This is a genomic window from Streptomyces sp. WI03-4A (genome assembly GCF_033792105.1).
GTDB classification, from domain to species: domain Bacteria; phylum Actinomycetota; class Actinomycetes; order Streptomycetales; family Streptomycetaceae; genus Streptomyces; species Streptomyces collinus_A.
Map to the genome: position 1 here is coordinate 1 of NZ_JARAUO010000058.1, position 17102 is coordinate 17102.

20 protein-coding genes are annotated in these 17102 nt (G+C 72.3%); 10 read left to right on the plus strand and 10 right to left on the minus strand.

Annotated elements, in window-relative coordinates; genetic code table 11:
• The 3 genes from PV343_RS36640 to PV343_RS36650 form a co-directional block, all read left to right on the plus strand.
• On the plus strand, positions 1-1163 hold a 1163-nt coding region (locus PV343_RS36640), incomplete at its 5' end, for an FUSC family protein (RefSeq protein ID WP_319151360.1).
• Positions 1164-1352: 189 nt separating this feature from the next.
• Positions 1353-1997 carry a DUF899 domain-containing protein gene (locus PV343_RS36645; RefSeq protein WP_319151361.1) on the plus strand — a complete coding sequence of 215 codons (645 nt, stop codon included), beginning with the start codon at positions 1353-1355 and terminating at the stop codon, positions 1995-1997.
• Positions 1998-2250: 253 nt separating this feature from the next.
• Complete coding sequence (locus tag PV343_RS36650) at positions 2251-2427, plus strand: hypothetical protein (RefSeq protein WP_319151362.1); 177 nt, start codon at positions 2251-2253, stop codon at positions 2425-2427.
• Positions 2428-2607: 180 nt separating this feature from the next.
• On the opposite strand, the gene PV343_RS36655 is transcribed toward PV343_RS36650, so the two are convergent.
• Both PV343_RS36655 and PV343_RS36660 read right to left on the minus strand, forming a co-directional pair.
• The gene (locus PV343_RS36655; protein ID WP_319151363.1) at positions 2608-3036 is read right to left on the minus strand and encodes a hypothetical protein; all 429 of its coding nucleotides are present in this window, start codon (positions 3034-3036) and stop codon (positions 2608-2610) included.
• Positions 3033-3674, minus strand: a complete 642-nt coding sequence (locus PV343_RS36660; RefSeq protein WP_319151364.1) for an ATP-binding protein — start codon at positions 3672-3674, stop codon at positions 3033-3035. Before PV343_RS36660 ends, PV343_RS36655 begins: the two co-directional genes overlap by 4 nt.
• Positions 3675-3895: 221 nt before the next feature.
• On the opposite strand from PV343_RS36660, the gene PV343_RS36665 reads away from it, so the two are divergent.
• The 3 genes from PV343_RS36665 to PV343_RS36675 all read left to right on the plus strand — a co-directional run bounded on the left by PV343_RS36665 (position 3896) and on the right by PV343_RS36675 (position 5643).
• On the plus strand, positions 3896-4756 hold the full coding sequence (locus tag PV343_RS36665; protein WP_319151365.1) for a helix-turn-helix domain-containing protein: 861 nt from the start codon (positions 3896-3898) through the stop codon (positions 4754-4756).
• Complete coding sequence (locus PV343_RS36670; protein WP_133922222.1) at positions 4757-5011, plus strand: DUF397 domain-containing protein; 255 nt, start codon at positions 4757-4759, stop codon at positions 5009-5011. It abuts the gene before it with no gap.
• Positions 5012-5166: 155 nt separating this feature from the next.
• Positions 5167-5643 carry an SAM-dependent methyltransferase gene (locus PV343_RS36675; RefSeq protein WP_415923541.1) on the plus strand — a complete coding sequence of 159 codons (477 nt, stop codon included), beginning with the start codon at positions 5167-5169 and terminating at the stop codon, positions 5641-5643.
• Between the two features lie 139 nt (positions 5644-5782).
• On the opposite strand, the gene PV343_RS36680 is transcribed toward PV343_RS36675, so the two are convergent.
• The 3 genes from PV343_RS36680 to PV343_RS36690 all read right to left on the minus strand — a co-directional run bounded on the left by PV343_RS36680 (position 5783) and on the right by PV343_RS36690 (position 8943).
• The gene (locus PV343_RS36680) at positions 5783-7270 is read right to left on the minus strand and encodes a glutamate synthase subunit beta (protein WP_319151366.1); all 1488 of its coding nucleotides are present in this window, start codon (positions 7268-7270) and stop codon (positions 5783-5785) included.
• A 144-nt stretch (positions 7271-7414) separates the two neighbouring features.
• On the minus strand, positions 7415-7894 hold the full coding sequence (locus PV343_RS36685) for a DUF1772 domain-containing protein (protein WP_319151398.1): 480 nt from the start codon (positions 7892-7894) through the stop codon (positions 7415-7417).
• A gap of 356 nt (positions 7895-8250) precedes the next feature.
• Positions 8251-8943: a DUF2293 domain-containing protein gene (locus PV343_RS36690; RefSeq protein ID WP_319151367.1), complete on the minus strand. Its 693-nt coding sequence runs from the start codon at positions 8941-8943 to the stop codon at positions 8251-8253.
• Between the two features lie 146 nt (positions 8944-9089).
• On the opposite strand from PV343_RS36690, the gene PV343_RS36695 reads away from it, so the two are divergent.
• Positions 9090-9731 carry a uridine kinase gene (locus PV343_RS36695; RefSeq protein WP_319151368.1) on the plus strand — a complete coding sequence of 214 codons (642 nt, stop codon included), beginning with the start codon at positions 9090-9092 and terminating at the stop codon, positions 9729-9731.
• Positions 9732-9861: 130 nt separating this feature from the next.
• Here the strand turns inward: PV343_RS36695 and corA are convergent, their stop codons facing one another.
• Positions 9862-10989 carry a magnesium/cobalt transporter CorA gene (corA, locus tag PV343_RS36700; RefSeq protein ID WP_319151369.1) on the minus strand — a complete coding sequence of 376 codons (1128 nt, stop codon included), beginning with the start codon at positions 10987-10989 and terminating at the stop codon, positions 9862-9864.
• A gap of 176 nt (positions 10990-11165) precedes the next feature.
• On the opposite strand from corA, the gene PV343_RS36705 reads away from it, so the two are divergent.
• Positions 11166-11960, plus strand: coding sequence for a methyltransferase (locus tag PV343_RS36705; RefSeq protein WP_319151370.1), 795 nt, complete (start codon positions 11166-11168; stop codon positions 11958-11960).
• A 109-nt stretch (positions 11961-12069) separates the two neighbouring features.
• Here the strand turns inward: PV343_RS36705 and PV343_RS36710 are convergent, their stop codons facing one another.
• Together PV343_RS36710 and PV343_RS36715 are read right to left on the minus strand one after the other, a co-directional pair.
• Complete coding sequence (locus tag PV343_RS36710; protein WP_319151371.1) at positions 12070-12999, minus strand: carbohydrate kinase family protein; 930 nt, start codon at positions 12997-12999, stop codon at positions 12070-12072.
• Positions 12984-13892 carry a pseudouridine-5'-phosphate glycosidase gene (locus tag PV343_RS36715; RefSeq protein ID WP_319151372.1) on the minus strand — a complete coding sequence of 303 codons (909 nt, stop codon included), beginning with the start codon at positions 13890-13892 and terminating at the stop codon, positions 12984-12986. The genes PV343_RS36710 and PV343_RS36715 overlap by 16 nt, the downstream gene beginning before the upstream one ends.
• 99 nt (positions 13893-13991) lie before the next feature.
• Between PV343_RS36715 and PV343_RS36720 the strand changes: the two genes are divergently transcribed.
• Positions 13992-14420, plus strand: a complete 429-nt coding sequence (locus PV343_RS36720; protein WP_319151373.1) for a VOC family protein — start codon at positions 13992-13994, stop codon at positions 14418-14420.
• A gap of 15 nt (positions 14421-14435) precedes the next feature.
• Here the strand turns inward: PV343_RS36720 and PV343_RS36725 are convergent, their stop codons facing one another.
• On the minus strand, positions 14436-14990 hold the full coding sequence (locus PV343_RS36725; protein WP_319151374.1) for a methylated-DNA--[protein]-cysteine S-methyltransferase: 555 nt from the start codon (positions 14988-14990) through the stop codon (positions 14436-14438).
• A gap of 58 nt (positions 14991-15048) precedes the next feature.
• A complete protein-coding gene (locus PV343_RS36730) occupies positions 15049-15924 on the minus strand; it encodes a glycerophosphodiester phosphodiesterase (RefSeq protein ID WP_319151375.1) in 876 nt (291 codons plus the stop codon).
• Between the two features lie 278 nt (positions 15925-16202).
• Between PV343_RS36730 and PV343_RS36735 the strand changes: the two genes are divergently transcribed.
• Positions 16203-17081, plus strand: a complete 879-nt coding sequence (locus PV343_RS36735; RefSeq protein WP_319151376.1) for an MHYT domain-containing protein — start codon at positions 16203-16205, stop codon at positions 17079-17081.
• Positions 17082-17102: the final 21 nt, after the last annotated feature.

Genomic DNA, 17102 nt, shown 5'->3' on the forward strand with positions numbered 1-17102 from the left:
GGGCGGGCGAGCCCGTCTCCGCGCGCGCCGCGGAGGGCCCCCGGCGGCTGGCGGCCGCCGTCCGCGGCAACACGGGCACGGGCCCGCTGCCCGCCCCCAGCCTCCCCCACGCTCGGCATCGCTCGCGCGGGGGGACCCCCGTCGCGCCCGCCCTGCGCGCCCTCGACGACGCGCTGCTGCGGGCCGCGGACGCCTTCGACCGAGCCCAGGGCGTACGCGGCGCGCGGCACGCCGAAGACGACGGGCACCGGCCGTTCGCCCGGCCGCGCGACGCAAGGGCAGCCGTCCGGGCCGCGTTCGGCACCGGCGGACGGGAGTACGGGCTGCGCGTCGCCCTGTGCTTCGGGGCGGGCGCCGCCGTCGCCCAGGCCCTGCACCACACTCGCTGGTACGGCCCGCACCAGCACTGGTACTGGCTGCCCGCCACCGCCGTCTTCCTCGTCAAGCCCGACCTCGGGCCGCTCGCCTCCCGCGTGCTGGCCCGAGCGGCCGGAACCGTCCTCGGCGCCCTCGTGTTCGCGGCCTTCGCCGCGCTGCTGCCCCGGCCGGAGGGGCTGATCGCGCTGGTGGCGGTGTGCGGGGCCCTCGTCCCGGTCTCCACCCGCAACTTCGCCGCCCTCACCACCGTCTGCACGGTCCTGGTGCTCGCCCTGGTCATGGTCGGCGGCGAGCCGCAGGCATCCGTCAGCCGGATCGGGGAGACGCTGCTGGCCTGCGCGATCGCCCTGATCGTGGGACACCTGCCGATGCCGGGCAGGCGGGGCGGCGGGGTACGGGCCAGGCTGGGCGCGGCCGGGGACGCCGCGCACGCCTATCTGGTGCACGTCCTGGGCGGGTCCGGCGACCGCGCGGAACGCTGGGTGCTGCGCCGCGAGGCCTACCGCACCCTCTCCGAGGCCCGCACCGCGATCGCGCTCGCCGCCGCGGAACTGCCCGCCCTCGCCCGGCACACCGAGGGCACGGACGGCGTCGCCGCCGTCCTCGAACGCCTCGTCGACACCACCACCGCCTGCGCCGTGCACCTCGACGACACCGGCCGCCTCACCCCGCAGCACACCCGGCGACTGGAACAACTGCTGGACGAGTGGGAGCGGCGCGGCGAGGGGGTCGGCCTGCCCGCCGCCGCCCGGTCGCCCAAGAACCGGCGCACGACTGCCGCTTAGGCCCCCTGTCGGCGGCGGCCACGGCTCGGCGGCGGGGCCGGACGGGACCTGGGGGAGACCTGGGGGAGTGGCGTGGGTGCCGTCCCGGCCTCGGCGGAGGAGAAATTTCCGGAAGAGGCCCCGTACTCCGATGAGTTCCGTCCGCGCCGCCGGTCACCACTGCGCACCGGCCGTCGGACAGGAGGACCCATGTCACTTCCGGAGATCGTCACGCGTGAGCAGTGGCGCGTGGCGCGCGAGGAGTTGCTGCGCAATGAGGAGGCGGTCAGGCGGGCGCGGGAGCTGCTGAGCGCGGAGCGGCGGCGGCTGCCCGTGGTCGAGGTGGACCCGGAGTACGTCTTCGAGGGCGGCGACGGCAAGGCCACCCTCCTCGACCTCTTCGAGGGCCGCACCCAACTCGTCGTCCACCATTTCATGTTCGCCCCCGAGTGGGAGACGGGCTGCCCGTGCTGCGCGGCCTTCCTCGACCAGGTCGGCCACCTGGCCCACCTGCGCGCCCGCGACACGTCGTTCGCGGCCGTCTCCGTCGCCCCGTTCACCCGGATCCTGCCGTTCAAGGCGCGGATGGGCTGGGCGGTGCCCTGGTACTCCTCCTGCCACAGCGACTTCAACCGCGACTTCGAGGCCACGGTGGAGCGCGCAGGGAAGCTGGTCGAGCGGCCGGGTCTGAGCTGCTTCCTGCGCGACCGCGAGCAGGTCTTCCACACCTACTCGGTGTACGACGACGGCCTGGACGGGCTCGGCGCGACCGCCGGACTGCTCGACCTCACCGCACTCGGCCGCGAGTCGCGCGGCGGCGAGCCCGTCCGGTACCACGACGAGTACGACGACTGAGCCGCCGTCCTGCGGCGCGTCCTGCGGAGCGTCCTGTGGAGCGTCCTGCGGCGCGGACCTGAAACGCGTGTGGCGCCTGGGACGTACGGTCGCGAAACAGTCGCCGAACGTATTGTTCGTGTCCCAAGGTGAACGGATTCTCACCGTCCGCGCTGAAAGGGTGTCAACAATGTCTCAGTAGGGTCACTGAGCGAGGCGTTTCCCCTCTCCAGAGCGTTAACTCCTTCAAGTACAACGCTTCTGGAGGTGCGAGATGGTGAACGGGCGAACGGTGCTCGAGTGCTTTCCCGCAGGAGGCCCGCGCGGCTCGTGGCCCGCGGAGGAGTTCGCGCACGCGCGACGTCTCGAAGGCCTGCCGGCCGAGGTCGTCATGGACCTCGCGACGGACACGTTCCTCGTCATCGTGCGCGGCGGCGCCGGCATCGAGTGAGACTCCGCCCGGCAGGGCCGGAGCGACAGGGCCACCGGTCGGCGGCGACGCCGCGGCGGCCCGAACGGCGACGGAACGGCCCGGGCAGCGCAGGACGGCCCGAGCGGCGACGTATGCGGTCCGAGCGGCGACGGACGCCGACGCCGAGGTCGCCGGCTCCGTGTCAGCCGAGCGCCGGCGTCAGGCCGAGATGCCCCGGGACCAGTCCGGGGTCGTCCCCGTCACCCGGCACAGAGCCAGGTACAGCGGGATCGGCGGCGTGTAGGGGACGGTGCCCTCGGGGCGGTGGATCAGACGGGCCGCGGCGGGCAGCGTAGCCCCCGGGGCGTACTGGGCGGGTGCGGGCCAGGGCAGGGCGTAGTCGGAGTCCGACGGAACGATCCACCACCAGTGCGCGCCGTCCGTGTACACACAGCCCACCCGTGGCAGCCGGGGCACGACCAGGGGCCCCAGGCGGTCGGGTACCGCCACGGCGTCGCAGCCGAGCGGCGACGTCATGCCCTCGGGCACCTGCAGCCGGCGCGCCGGAGCCGGCGCGTGCTGCCGACGGCCCAGACGCACCAAGGTGTCCAGGCCGAGCGGCCGGCCGGAATCGGCGACGCCGTTCACGGCTGCCCCCAGGCGGGGTGCCGCCGCTGCGGTGCCACGTGCCGGGCCTCGGCCGGCTCCTCCTCGCCCGGGCCGGGCGGCGGGCCGTCCGGCTTGGGGCGGGCGCCCCAGCCCAGGTCGTTGCGTGGCTCTGCCGCGTCACGGGTCGCGTCGTTCCGGCGGGCCAGCTCGGCCCAGACCAGCAGCCCCGGCCCGTGTTCCTGGGCCCCCCAGGACCGGCACAGCGCGTCGACGAGAAGCAACCCCCTCCCGTGCTCCTCGTCGGGCCGCTGCGGGGACGGGTGGGGCTCACCGGGCGCACAGCCCTCGTCACGAACGGCTATGCGCACCGTGTCGTCGTGGTCGTGCAGCTCGCACACCACCCGACTGCTAGCGGTGTGCACGATCGCGTTGGTGACCAGTTCGGATATGACCAGCGCCGCGGTGTCACAGGTGTCCGCGCATACCGACCAGCCGGTCAACCGGGCACGCGTCAGGCGTCTCGCCTGCGCGGGGGAACCCGGATGTGCGGCCAGCTCGAAGCGGAACCGGCGCTCGGCAGCGCCCCCACCTGGGGCTGCTCCCGTTGCGGTACCGAGACCGGGACGGCCTGCGGCAGCGTCTGTTCCTAAGGGCGCGGACGGAATCACGCTTGCCACTATCTCCCCGGCGTGAACACTTGGCAAGTGTCACTCTGAAAAATGCAGAGTGCGGTGTGACTCGGTCAGGGACCGTGGCACACTGCTCGCAACAGCACCTCGCGCGGCGCCAATTGAGACCCCCGACGATCCCACCGGACAGTCGAAAGAGTCTTCGAACGGCGCCGCAGGGCTGTGCGGATTCTTTTTACGGAGCGGACTGCTGGGTCGGAGGTGAGAACGTGAGCGAACCGCGGTCCGCGCCGACCGTGGGCCAGGTCGTCCTCGGCCGGCGCCTGCTGGACCTGCGGGAACGCGCCGGGCTCAAACGCGAGGAGGCCGCCCAGGTCCTCCGCGTCGCCCCCGCCACCATCCGCCGCATGGAGACGGCCGAGGTCGCCCTCAAGATCCCGTACCTCCAACTCCTGCTCAAGGCCTACGGGGTGACCGACGGCGAGGCCGAGGTCTTCGTCCAACTGGCCGAGGAGGCCAACCGGCCCGGCTGGTGGCAGCGGTTCCACGACATCCTGCCGGGCTGGTTCTCCATGTACGTCAGCCTGGAGGGCGCGGCCGCCCTCATCCGCTCCTACGAACCGCACTTCGCCCCCGGCCTGCTCCAGACCGAGGACTACGCCCGCGGCGTACTCAAGTCCGGCGCCATCGGCCAGACCAGCCCCGACGAGATCGAACGCCACGTCGCCCTGCGCATGCAGCGGCAGGCCCTGCTCACCCGTCCGGACGCCCCCCGCTTCTGGGCCGTCATGGACGAGACCGCCCTGCGCCGCCAGGTCGGCGGACCGGAGGTGATGCGCGCGCAGATCGACAAGTTGCTCGAGGCCACGACCCTGCCCAACGTGACACTCCAGGTCGCCCCGTTCGCCAACGGACCGCACCCCGGCACCTACGGGCCCTTCGTCCTGTTCCGATTCGCCATGTCGGAACTCCCGGACATGGTCTACAGCGAGTACCTCACCGGCGCCGTCTACCTCGACGCGCGCTCCGAGGTGGCGACCCACCTGGAGGTCATGGACCGCATGGCGGCGCAGGCCGCCACGGCGCAACGCACGAAGGAGATCCTCCGGGATCTCCGCAAGGAGCTGTGAATGGACCGCATCAAGCCGCGCAGTCACGTCTACAACGGCATGCCCGCGCGGGAGTTGGGCAGCGAGGGCTGGCACAAGCCCTGGAGCGGCGGCAACGGCGGAAACTGCTTGGAGGCGATGAAACTCGCCGACGGCCGCATCGCCGTACGCCAGTCGACCGACCCGGACGGACCGGCGCTGATCTACACCACCGACGAGATGACCGCCTTCATCGAGGGCGCCAAAGCGGGGGTGGCCGACTTCCTCCTCTCCTGAACCACGATGATGATTGCTACGCGCTCGACTTCCTTATCTTGCTACACACTTGACCATTGGACGCGTCTGACGCCCCGGGAGCGCCACATGACAGGGCAGGACCCGACGACCATCGGGATCGACACCAGCAGACCGCACCCCGCCCGCATGTACGACTGGTAACTCGGCGGCAAGCGCGCAGCACACCCCAAGGCGCCACCGCATACCTGCAGGCCGACGTCCGCGACCCCGCCGCCATCATCACCGGCGCCCGGAAGATCCTCGACCTCGACCGCCCGGTCGCACTCTCCCTCGTCGCCCTGCTGCACTTCATCCCCGACACCGACGACGCCCACGACCCCGTCGGCCGCCTGCTCGCCGAACTGCCCCCCGGCAGCTACCTCACGATGACCCACGCCACCGCCGACTTCACCCCCGAGGACTCGGCAGCCGCCACCGCCCAACTCAAAACGGCCGGCGTCACCCTCGCCCTGCGCTCCCGCGAGCAGTTCAGCCGCTTCTTCGACGGACTGGAACTGGTCGACCCCGGCGTCCAGATCGTCCACCAGTGGCACCCCGAACTCGGCGAACCCGTACCAGGACAGGACGACGGAGTGATCCCCGGCTACGCGGCGGTGGCCCGCAAGCCGTAGCGCCACCGGCGGGGCCCAAGCCGCTCCGGGCCCCCGGAACGATCCCCGGCCCCGCCCCGGACGCTCACCCCGGACCCCCAAGCCGACCCCTCACCTCGGCGGCAGCACCGCGCACAGCGCCTCCCGCGCCGTCCCGTCGTCACACGACCATCGGACGGTCGTGCGGCGAGATCGGCGACGGCAGCTGCGAACCACCCGTCAGAAAGCGGTCCACGGCCGCCGCCACCGCCCGCCCCTCTGCGATCGCCCACACGATCAGCGACTGCCCACGCGCCGCGTCCCCCGCCGCGAACACACCCCGCACATTCGTCGCGAACCCGCCGTCCCGGGCGATCGTGCCGCGCGGCAGCATCTCCAGCCCCAACTGGTCGACCAGCCCGTCCTCCCGGTCCGGCCCCGAGAAACCGAGCGCGAGCAGCACCAGATCGGCGGGCAGCGTACGGTCGGTCCCCGCCACCGGCTGCCGCGACTCGTCCACCTCCACCAGATGCAGCGACCGCACACGCCCGCCCTCGTCACCGACGAAACGCAGCGTGGACGCCGCGAACAACCGCGCGTCCGCGTCCGCCGCCGGAGCCGTCCGCAGATCCCGCGCCTCCTCGTGCGCGGCGGACAACCGGTAGATCTTCGGGTACGTCGGCCACGGCTCGCTGTCCTCGTCACGCTCACCACCCGGCTGCGCGTAGATGTCCAGCTGCGTCACCGACGCGGCCCCCTCACGCACCGCCGTCCCCAGACAGTCCGCCCCCGTGTCCCCACCACCCACGATCACCACGTGCTTACCTGCCGCCGACAGCGGCGACACCTCCAGATCCCCCTCACACACCCGATTCGACAGCGGCAGGTACTCCATCGCCTGATGAATCCCGGCCAGCTCCCGCCCCGGCACCGCCAGCTCCCGCCACGCCGTAGCCCCCGTAGCCAGCACCACCGCGTCGTACCGCGCCCGCAACTCGTCCGCCGGCACCTCCCGACCCACCGCCGTCGACGTACGGAACCTCGTGCCCTCCGCCCGCATCTGCTCGATCCGCCGCTCCAGATGGTGCTTCTCCATCTTGAAACCCGGAATGCCGTACCGCATCAGCCCCCCGATCCGGTCGTCCCGCTCGTACACGGCGACGGTGTGCCCCGCCCGCGTCAGCTGCTGCGCCGCCGCCAGCCCCGTCGGCCCCGACCCGATCACCGCCACGGTCTTCCCCGACAACCGGTCCGGAGGCCGCGGCGGCGTCAGACCCTCCTCCCACGCCCGGTCGGCGATCGCACACTCCACGTTCTTGATGGTCACGGCCGGCTGGTTGATCGCCAGCACACACCCCGCCTCACACGGCGCCGGACACAGCCGCCCGGTGAACTCCGGAAAGTTGTTCGTCGCGTGCAACCGGTCGCTCGCCGCCCGCCAGTCCTCCCGGGAGACCAGGTCGTTCCACTCCGGGATCAGATTGCCCAGCGGACAGGCCTGGTGGCAGAACGGGATACCGCAGTCCATGCAGCGATCCGCCTGCTTGCTGATGATCGGCAGCAGCGCCCCGGGAACATAGACCTCGTCCCAGTCCCGGACCCGCTCCTCGACGGGCCGCCGCGGCCACTCCTGGCGCGGCGTGTGCATGAACCCCTTGGGATCGGCCATGGTCGTCTTCCTCGCGTACGCGTACCGGGAGGCACTCGGTGTACGACGGGCCGTGCGTCATCGGGCGGCACCCTTCCGGCCACGATACGTCCCAGCCGTGACCCGCGCAGAGTGGCCGACAGCGCTTGCCTCCCCGGCCCGGACTCAGGCCAGCGCCAGCACGTACAGCAGCGCCGACCCGGCGGAGGCCACCGTCCGGACGTGGTTCCAGAACGTCCACTCCCGCACGTACACCGGCCAGTACACGGCCGCCTCCGAACCGCCCGGCACCAACCCGGCCAGCCTCTCGTTACGAGGCACGTTCGCCACCGCGGTCGGCCCGAAGGACCCCGACAGGAACAGGGCACTGCCCAGCAGCAGCTCCACCTTCCCCGCCACCGGCCACACCACGAACGTCACCACCGTGACGATCACGCACAGCACCGCCGAGCCGATGAACAGCAGCATGAAGGCCGGCCGCAGAGCCGCCCTGTTGATCGCGTTCATCGCGGCGACCCCCTGCGCGGGCGGCAGAGCGGCCAACCCCCGCATCCCAAAGGTCGAGAAACCACAGAACACCCCGGCCACCAGCCCGGCTCCCAGCGCACCCAGCACCACCAGCACGAAGAACGGTCCGTCGATCACCATGACACCCCACTCACCACTCACCCGCCACCAGCCGCCCCGGGCCTGCGCCCACCCCGGCCCTCGGCCTCGGCCCCACCTCCAGTGAATGCCCCACGACCGCCCCCGGCCATGGCCGAGCGCCGCGGACACATACGCCATCGTCCACGCCAGCCGGAACGGGGACCGGAGAACCGAGACCGGAGAAGCAGGGGACGGGGATGGGGGACGGAGGGAGGGGGCAGGGGACAAGGGGCAGGGGACAGGGGAGGGGGACGGCCGGCGGAAGGGCGGCGCCGGGGCCGCACGACACGTCGGACCCGGCCCCGGCGGATCCGGCGGACCCGACCTGCCCCAAGCGCTTCGGCCCCCCGACCTCAGCCCGCCTCAGCCGCCTCTCCCCATCCCCGCAGCACGCTCTCCACCGTCGCGGCGATCCGCCGCCGCGCCTCGAACCTCGGCACACCCCGCATGAGCAGCTCGTCGTACGGCGTGTCCACGTGCCGCACCGCCGCCACGACCGCTGAGATCACCGCCCCCTCCGACAACGCCCGCCCGGCCGGGCTGCGTCCCACCCGCCCGCTGCCCCGCGCGGACGCGTGCGCCGCGATCGCCCGGGCCCGCTCCTGCGGGCACCCGGGAAACATCCGCAGGATCTCCGCCGCGAACGCCGCCGCGAACCGTTCGTCCTCCACCACCCGGCGCCGCGCGTCCCGCGCCCGCCGCCGGCGCCGCGCCTCCGCGTCCGCCAGACACCGCGCCTCGGCCCGGACCAGCGCCGCCTCCTCCACGAGCAGCCCCTGCCGCTCGTACCGGCTCCTGCGCCGGTTGAACCGCACCACCACCGCCCACAGGGCGCTCTCCTCCCGTGCCCTGCGGGTGAGCGCGGTGTCACCGCGCGGCAGGAACACCAGATGCCCGAGATCCACACAGTGCAGGCAGTGCGGCGCCCCGTCCTCCAGCACGACCAGCGACAGTGGCCCACGGCGGCACCGGGCACAGCGCTTCTGCCGCAGGGGCTGAACAGCGACAAGTCCATCGGGAAGCAGGGCAGTTGCGGTACGCGCCATACGCGGTACTTTCCCCGTCCGGGGGCGCTCCTCCCACGCCGGCTGTCGATCGACACCGATCGACCGGGGGAGGGGGCCCCTCCCCCCTCCCCTCCCACCCCTCCTCCCCACCCTCCCTCCGCCGTCCCCCCAGCCCACCCGGCATCATGGGGCTTGTGCGACTCGAAGCGATCACCTGGGACCGGCTCGCCGAGCTGCTCGCCGACCGGCTGCTGGACCTGGAGCCGGCCGACGGGGGTGTCTGGCCGCGCGTCGGCTTCGACGGCGCACCAGCCGCCCGGCCCGGAGACCTCGCCGAGCGCGTGGCCGAAGCCCTGCGGCTGCGCGGGCGGCCTTCCCTGGTCGTCGGCGCGGAAGGCTTCCTGCGCCCCGCCTCCGTCCGGCTGGAGTACGGGCGTCGGGACATCGAGTCCTACTACAGCGGCTGGTTCGACACGAGCGCCCTGTGGCGCGAGGTCTTCACACCCCTCGATGCCGGCGGCAGCGGCCGCGTCCTGCCCGACCTCTGGGACCCCGTCACCGACCGAGCCACCCGCAGCCCCTACGTCTCCCTACCGGCCGGCGGCTGTCTGCTGCTCCATGGCCCCCTCCTGCTGCGGCACTGGTTCCCCTTCGACCTGACCGTGCACGTCCTCCTTTCCCCGGGCGCCCTGCGCCGCCGTACCCCTGAGGCCGACCACTGGACGCTTCCCGCCTTCGAGCGCTACGAGGCCGAGATCGACCCGGCCGGGACGGCGGACGTCCTCGTCCGGGCCGACGATCCACGGCACCCCGCCTGGAACGGCTGACCCGACCGGCCCGGCGACCCGACGGAGCACCCGACACAGTCACCTTCGTTGGCCACGCAGACGCCCCCGCGGCAGCGGAGCTCTCAGCGTCGCAGCAGAACTGTCAGCGTCACCGAAGCCAATGGTGTCTTCAGAGCCAGCCGTTGCGCCGGAAGCCGCGGTACAGCGCGAAGCAGGCCGCCGCCATCACTCCCATGACCAGCGGGTAGCCCAACCGCCAGTGCAACTCCGGCATGAACTCGAAGTTCATGCCGTAGACGCCGCACACCATCGTCGGGACGGCGATCACCGCCGCCCAGGCCGTGATCTTCCGCATGTCCTCGTTCTGCGCGACCGTCACCTGGGCGAGGTGCGCCTGCAGAATGGAGTTGAGCAGTTCGTCGAACGCGGCTATCTGCTCCTTGGCCCGCATCAGGTGGTCCAGCACGTCCCTGAAGTACGCCTGTATCTCCGGGTCGATCACCCGGATCGGCCGGGTCGCCAGATCCTCCACCGGGCGCGCGAGCGGCATCACCGCCCGTTTCAGCTCCAGGAGTTCACGCTTGAGCTGGTAGATGCGCCCCGGATCGGCCCGTGCACCGTTCTCCGAGAACACGTCCGTCTCGACCTGGTCGATGTCGGCCTGCACCGCGTCCGTGACGGTCAGGTAGTCGTCCACCACGTGGTCGGCGAGCGCGTGCAGGACCGCGGCCGGCCCCTTGGCGAGTTGCTGCGGATCGGCTTCCAGTTCCTCGCGCAGCGGGCCGAGTGAGCCGTGCCGTCCGTGCCGTACGGTGATGACGAAGTCCTCGCCGACGAAGACCATGATCTCGCCGGTGTCGACCACCTCGCTCGTCGCGGTCAGCTGCTCGTGCTCGACGTAGCAGACGGTCTTGAACACCGCGAAGAGCGTCTCCCCGTACCGCTCCAGCTTCGGGCGCTGGTGGGCTTCGATCGCGTCCTCCACCGCCAGTGGGTGGAGGTCGAACAGCTCGGCGATGCCGGTGAACTCGCTGTCCGTCGGTTCGTGCAGTCCCAGCCACACGAAACCCTCACCGCTCTTGCGTACCATCTCCACGGCGTCCACCAGGTCGGTGCAGCCCGGTACCCGGGCACCGTCCTGATAGGTCACGCAGTTGACGACCGAGGAGCCCAGCGGTGACCGGGCGGGATGGCTCAGGTCGACGCGCGGGTGCCGCCGGGCCAGCCGCGCCACCTTGCGCAGACCGCCGACCTTGCCCAGCCCTGTGACCTTGCGCAGGTTCCCTGCCATGGACATCCGGATCTCCTCGCGTGGCTCTCCTCGCGCATCGCCTTCGCGCTTGTCCGGCAAGTGTGCCAGTCCGGCGAACGGCGCGAGCGAGCCTGTGGGAACAGTTCATTCCGCTTGGTTCCCGCCTGTGGACGAGGCGTCGGAGACGCCTGCCGACCGGGGGTGACTGCGATGATCGGGACATGGAACCATCCGACGGGTATCTCCTGCGTAACCGGCAGAGCGAGGCGCAGGAGCGCTTCGACGCCTTCGCCTCCCTCTTCGACCCCACGACGTTCCGGCATCTGGAGGGACTCGGGCTGGCCTCGGGCATGCGGTGCTGGGAGGTCGGGGCGGGTGGCACGTCGGTGGTGTCCTGGCTCGCCGACCGGGTCGGGCCCACCGGCCACGTCGTGGCGACCGACATCGACACCTCGCGGCTCGCCTCTGTGACCCGTCCGCCCGTCGAGGTGCTCGTGCACGACGTGGGCGCGCAGGAACCGCCGGGCGGCGGCTTCGACGTGGTGCACGCCCGGCTGGTTCTGGTCCATGTCCCGGATCGCGACCAGGCGTTGCGCTCCATGATCAGCGCACTGCGGCCCGGCGGAATGCTGCTGGTCGAGGACGCGGACCCGGCACTCCAGCCTCTGACCTGCCCCGACGAGCACGGCCCGGAACAGCGGCTGGCCAACCGGCTGCGGCGGGGCTTCCGTGAACTGCTCGCCGATCGCGGCGCGGACCTGTCGTACGGGCGCAGGCTGCCGCGCCTGCTCCGGGAGGCCGGACTCGACGACGTCCGCGCCGACGCCTACTTCCCCATGACCTCTCCCGCTTGTACGGCCCTGGAGTCCGCCACGGTCCGTCAGATCCGAGGTCGTCTGGTGGCCGCGGGCCTGGCCACCGACGAGGACATCGACCGGCACCTGGCCCATGTGGCGGCCGGCGGCATGGATCTGGCCACCGCACCGATGATCTCGGCGTGGGGGCGCAAGCGCTGAGGACAGGTGCCCGAGCGGTGTCGCGCCCCGGTGCCGTCGTCCGCGAGGGGCGCGGTCGCCCGCGGGGCTGCCGCGCGGCCGCCCCGCATCGCCGCCCGTGCGACGGGGCTCAGGTCTTCCGGTGCGGTGGCCTGCCGCCCACCCGTTCCACCGCCCGCGCCCCCGCCTCACACCCCTGGACCGCCGCCTTCCGCGGATCGGCGCCCGCGAGCAGGGCGGCGAGGAACGCGCCGGTGAAGGCGTCGCCCGCGCCCGTGGTGTCCGTCGGGGCCGCCGGTACGGCGGGAACCCGGGCGAGCACCGTCCCGGCGCGGGCCACCAGCGCTCCGGCCGCACCCGACTTGGCCACCACCAGCGGGACCAGCCGGCTCAACTTGGCGGCGGCGTCGTCCGGTTCGGTCAGCCCGGTGAGCAGGCACGCCTCGTCCCGGCTGGGCAGCAGCACGTCCAGTCCCTCCGCGAAGGCGAGGAAGCGATCCACGCCGAACGACCTGAGGAAGCCTGCGGACGCCGGGTCCAGGCTGACCCGTACGCCACGCGCGCATGCCGCGGTGAGAGCGACCGCGGCCAGCTGTCGGCTCGACTCCGAGAACAGCAGATAGCCCGACAGGTGCAGCCGGGTGACGCCGTCGAGCAACGCGTCGGACCAGTCGGCGGGTTCGAGCCGCAAGGAGGCTCCGCTGTCGGTCAGGAAGGTACGCTCGGCCGCCGCGCCCGTATCGACGAGGCAGATCACCGTCCCGGTGGTCGCCTCCGGATCGACCACCAGGTGAGGCCGCACCCCGGCCGCCAGAAGCTCCCGCTCGTGCCACTGCGCCGCGTCCGCGCCCACCCGCCCCAGCAGCCGCACGTCCGGACAGCCGGTGTGAGCGGCCCAGCAGGCCACGTTGGCGCCCGCGCCGCCCGGCAGGGTGCGGATCGCGGCCGCCGTGTCCGTGCCCGTGGCCAGCGGCCCCCGGTGCCGGGCGACGACATCGGTGACGACGTCCCCGACGACCAGCAGCGCGCCGTCCCGGCCCCCGGTCACCCCCTCGTCCACGCGGTGGCGATCCGGGCCGCCAGCCGCACGTTGCCGCGCACCGCGGCCAGGTTGGCCTCCAGCGAGGCCCCGTCCGTGTGCCGGACCAGGTGATCGAGGAGGAACGGCGTGACCGCCTGGCCCGTGATGCCCTTCTCGTCGCAGGCACGCAGGGCGTCGGCGAGCACGCGCGCGTGCAGTCCGGGATCGAGCTGCTGCTCCTCCGGTACGGGATTGGCCACGATCAGTGCCGCGTCCGGGGCGTCCAGCGCGTCCTGCGCCCGCATCACCTCGGCCACCTGTTCCGGGCTGTCCAGCGTCCAGTCGACCGGATGTCCCGAGTCGGACAGGTAGAAGCCGGGGAACCGGTCGGTGCCGTACCCGGCGACGGTCACGCCCAGCGTCTCCAGACGCTGCAGGGTGGCGGGCACGTCCAGGATCGACTTCACGCCCGCGCACACCACCGTGATCCGGGTCCGGGCCAGCAGGCCGAGGTCGGCGGACTCGTCCTGGGTGACCGTCCACTGCCGGTGCACGCCGCCCAGCCCGCCCGTGGCGAACACCCGGACGCCAGCGAGCGCCGCGAGCTGTGCCGTCGCCGACACCGTGGTCGCCCCGCTCGCTCCGGCCGCCACGGCGGGCGGCAGGTCGCGGTGGCCCAGCTTGCGGATGCCGTCCTCGTTGGCGACCCGTTCCAGCTGTTCCTTGTCGAGGCCGATGTGCGGGTGCCCGTCCAGGACGGCGATGGTGGCCGGGACGGCGCCCTCCCGCCGCACCACGTCCTCCAGCTCCAGCGCCACCTGGAGGTTGCGCGGGCGGGGCAGCCCGTGCGCGATGATGGTCGACTCCAGTGCCACCACCGGCCGCCGCGCGTCGATCGCCTCCCGGACTTCCTGCGACACCACCAGCACCACGCGCCCGCCTCCTGTCCGTCGGTCCTTCCTCATCTCTGGCGGGCGGCACGTCCGGCTAAACGCTTGCCGTCTGTGGGGGATGCCACCAGCCTGGACGGCATGACCGACCACACCGTCCGTCTCGACCACGTCGTGCTGTGGGTGACCGACCCGGTCGCGGCGGCCCGCTTCTACCGGGAGTCCGTGGGCCTCGAACCCGTGAGGGTCGAGGAGTTCGCCGCGGGGAAGGTGTCGTTCCCCTCGGTGCGCGTCAACGAGGAGACCATTCTGGACCTCGCGCCGTACGGCCTGGCGCCGCGCATGGACATGCTCCCCGGTTCCGCCGACAGCGCGGGCCACCCCGTGAACCATGTCTGTCTGTCGCTGTCGCCGGCCGGCTTCGACGCCCTGCGCGCCCGCCTGGCCGCCCACGACGTCCCCATGACCGACGTCGGACACGACTCCTTCGGCGCCCGCGGTTCGGCCACCCGCACCTTCTACTTCCGGGACCCCGACGGCAACGTGATCGAAGCACGGCACTACACGTAGCCGCTCCCCGGGCGGTCAGAACAGCGGCTCGGGCAGCACGCCCTCCAGGGCGAGCAGTTTCCGCTTGGCCTCCAGTCCGCCGCCGAAGCCGCCTATGCCGCCGTCGCTCTCCACCACGCGGTGGCACGGTACGACGACCGGCAGCGGGTTGGCCCCCATCGCGGCGCCCACTGCCTGCGCGCCGCCCGGCTGTCCGACCCGGCCGGCCAGATCGCCGTACCCCACCACCGTGCCGTACGGGACGCCGGAGGCCAGCTCGCGCAGCACCTGCCGGTTGAAACCCGAGATCAGGGACCAGTCCAGGGGCAGGTCGAAGTCGTGGCGATCGCCGGCGAAGTAGGCCTTGACCTGCCGTATCGCCTCCGCCAGCACCGGGGCGTCCGGGTCCTCGGCGGGCTCCGTGCCTAGCCGGTCCGCCAGCCGCTCCAGGGCCCGCTCACGCACCGGACCCGAGGCGTGGAAGACCACGTTGACCAGTCCCTCGCGGGTCGCCGCCAGCATCAGCGGGCCGATGCCGGTGTCCACGACGGCCCACACGACCCGCTGCTCGTCCTGCCCATGGCTGTCCATGCGCCCACCGTACGACCCGCCACCGACAACGCCCGCCGCACGGCCGCCGGCCCGGGGCTCAGTCCGCCCCCAGGGCGGCCCTGACCACGTCGGGCCGGTTGGTGATGACCCCGTCGACGCCGTAGCCGGCGACCTGCCAGGCGGTGGCCGGGTCGTCCACCGTCCAGGCGAACACGCCGAGCGTCCTGCCGTGCGGCCCGCTGAAGGTGTGCACCGCGGAGACGTAGGCGGCGGAGATCGACCCGTACGAGGGATTGATCAGATCGGCGAAGTGCGCGTACGCGGGCAGCTCCCCGACGGGCGGCCTGCCGAGGTAGGCGGTGGTGACGGCCGGCCTCAGCTCGTGCACGGTCCGCACGGAGTCGGCGCTGAAGCTCTGGACGATCAGCCGGTCGCGGTGCCGGGGGCCCAGCCAGCCCTCATTGCCCAGCAGCTTCAGCGTCTGCTGCTCGATGCCCGGGTAGAGCTCCGGGTTCTTGATCTCCAGCAGCAGCTTCTCGTGGTTGCGCTCGACCCGGCGCATGTACTGCTCGAGCGTCGGCACGCGCGTGCCCGCGTACGCGGGGGAGAACCAGCCGCCGGCGTCCAGCCGGGCGATCTCGGCGGCGGTGAAGTCCTTCACCTTCCAGGGCGCCCGGTCGGGGAAGACCTTCTCGACGTCCGTCGTGCGCCGCAGACTGTCGTCGTGGATGACGACCAGCTCACCGTCCTTGGTGCGCTGCACGTCGTTCTCCACCCACGTGAAGCCCAGCTTCGCGGCCTCGTCGATGGAAGCGAGCGTATTTTCGGGGGCGTAGGCCGAGGCACCGCGGTGTGCGACCACCGTGGGACGGTCGACCTCGCCCGCCCGGGCCTCGGCCGCTGAGAGGGGGGTCAGCAGGGCTGCCGTACCCAGGATCGCGGTGGTCGTGGCGGCGACTGCGCGCGCGTACATGCGGACTCCTCGCGTCGATCGATTACCGACAGCACCAGCTTGACAGCAGAGAGTCAGTGTCCGCGTGTGCGGGGCGGCCACACGATGAACGGCCGTGTGCAAGTCCGCTCACGAGTGCCGCACAAGTGGGGCAAGGCCGTGTTTCTTTGCCGGAAAATCGTTCGACCATTCCGGTGGGGGTCATACTCTCAGCGTCAACCCTGGTGGCCCCCGCGGTCCGGGGGCGGGGGCACATGTCAGATATTCCGGGACGCAACAGGGCGGAAGGGCAGCCTCGCATGCAGGGCACGGTCGACGGATTCAGTTACGGGGCCGTCACCCCGTTGGTGGCCTATCTGATGGCCTGCCTCGGTGGCGCCCTCGGCCTGCGCTGCACCACGAGATCCTTGCTGGTCACGCACTCCAGGCGGCCCGCATGGCTGGCCCTCGGCTCGGCCGCGATCGGCTCGGGCATCTGGACCATGCACTTCGTCGCCATGATCGGCTTCAGCATCAAGGAGACGCCGATCCACTACGACCAGCCGATCACCTACGCGAGCCTCGCCCTCGCCATCGTCATGGTGGGCGTCGGGATCTTCATCGTCGGCTACCGGGGCGCCACCGGCACCGCCCTGTTCACCGGCGGCACGATCACCGGTCTGGGCGTCGCCTCGATGCACTACCTGGGCATGGCCGGCATGCACTTCGACGGCCGGTTCACGTACAACACGCTCACCGTCGCCGCCTCCGTCGTCATAGCGGTCGTGGCGGCCACGGCCGCCCTGTGGGCGGCGGGCCGTGTGCGCGGCTTCCTGTGGAGCGTGGGCGCCAGCCTCGTGATGGGCCTCGCCGTCAGCGGCATGCACTACATGGGCATGGCCGCCCTGGACGTCCACCTCCACACACCGCCCGACGCCGCCACGACCGGCTCCGGGGCCGATGTGCTGGCGCCGATGCTCATCGGCCCGCTTGTCTTCCTGCTCATCGCGGGCGTCGTCGTGATGCGCGACCCTCAGATGATCATGGGGAAGCCGGCCCGTACCCCCGTCGAGGAGAAGCCGGGCGTCCCGGCCGCCGCGGTGCCCTCCCACCAGGACCGCCGGCCGCAGCCTCACACCGCACGCCGGCCGGTCCGGTACGAGCGCCACCACGCCTCCCGCACCCCCCAGAGCCGCTGACCGGAACCGGTTGTCAGTGGG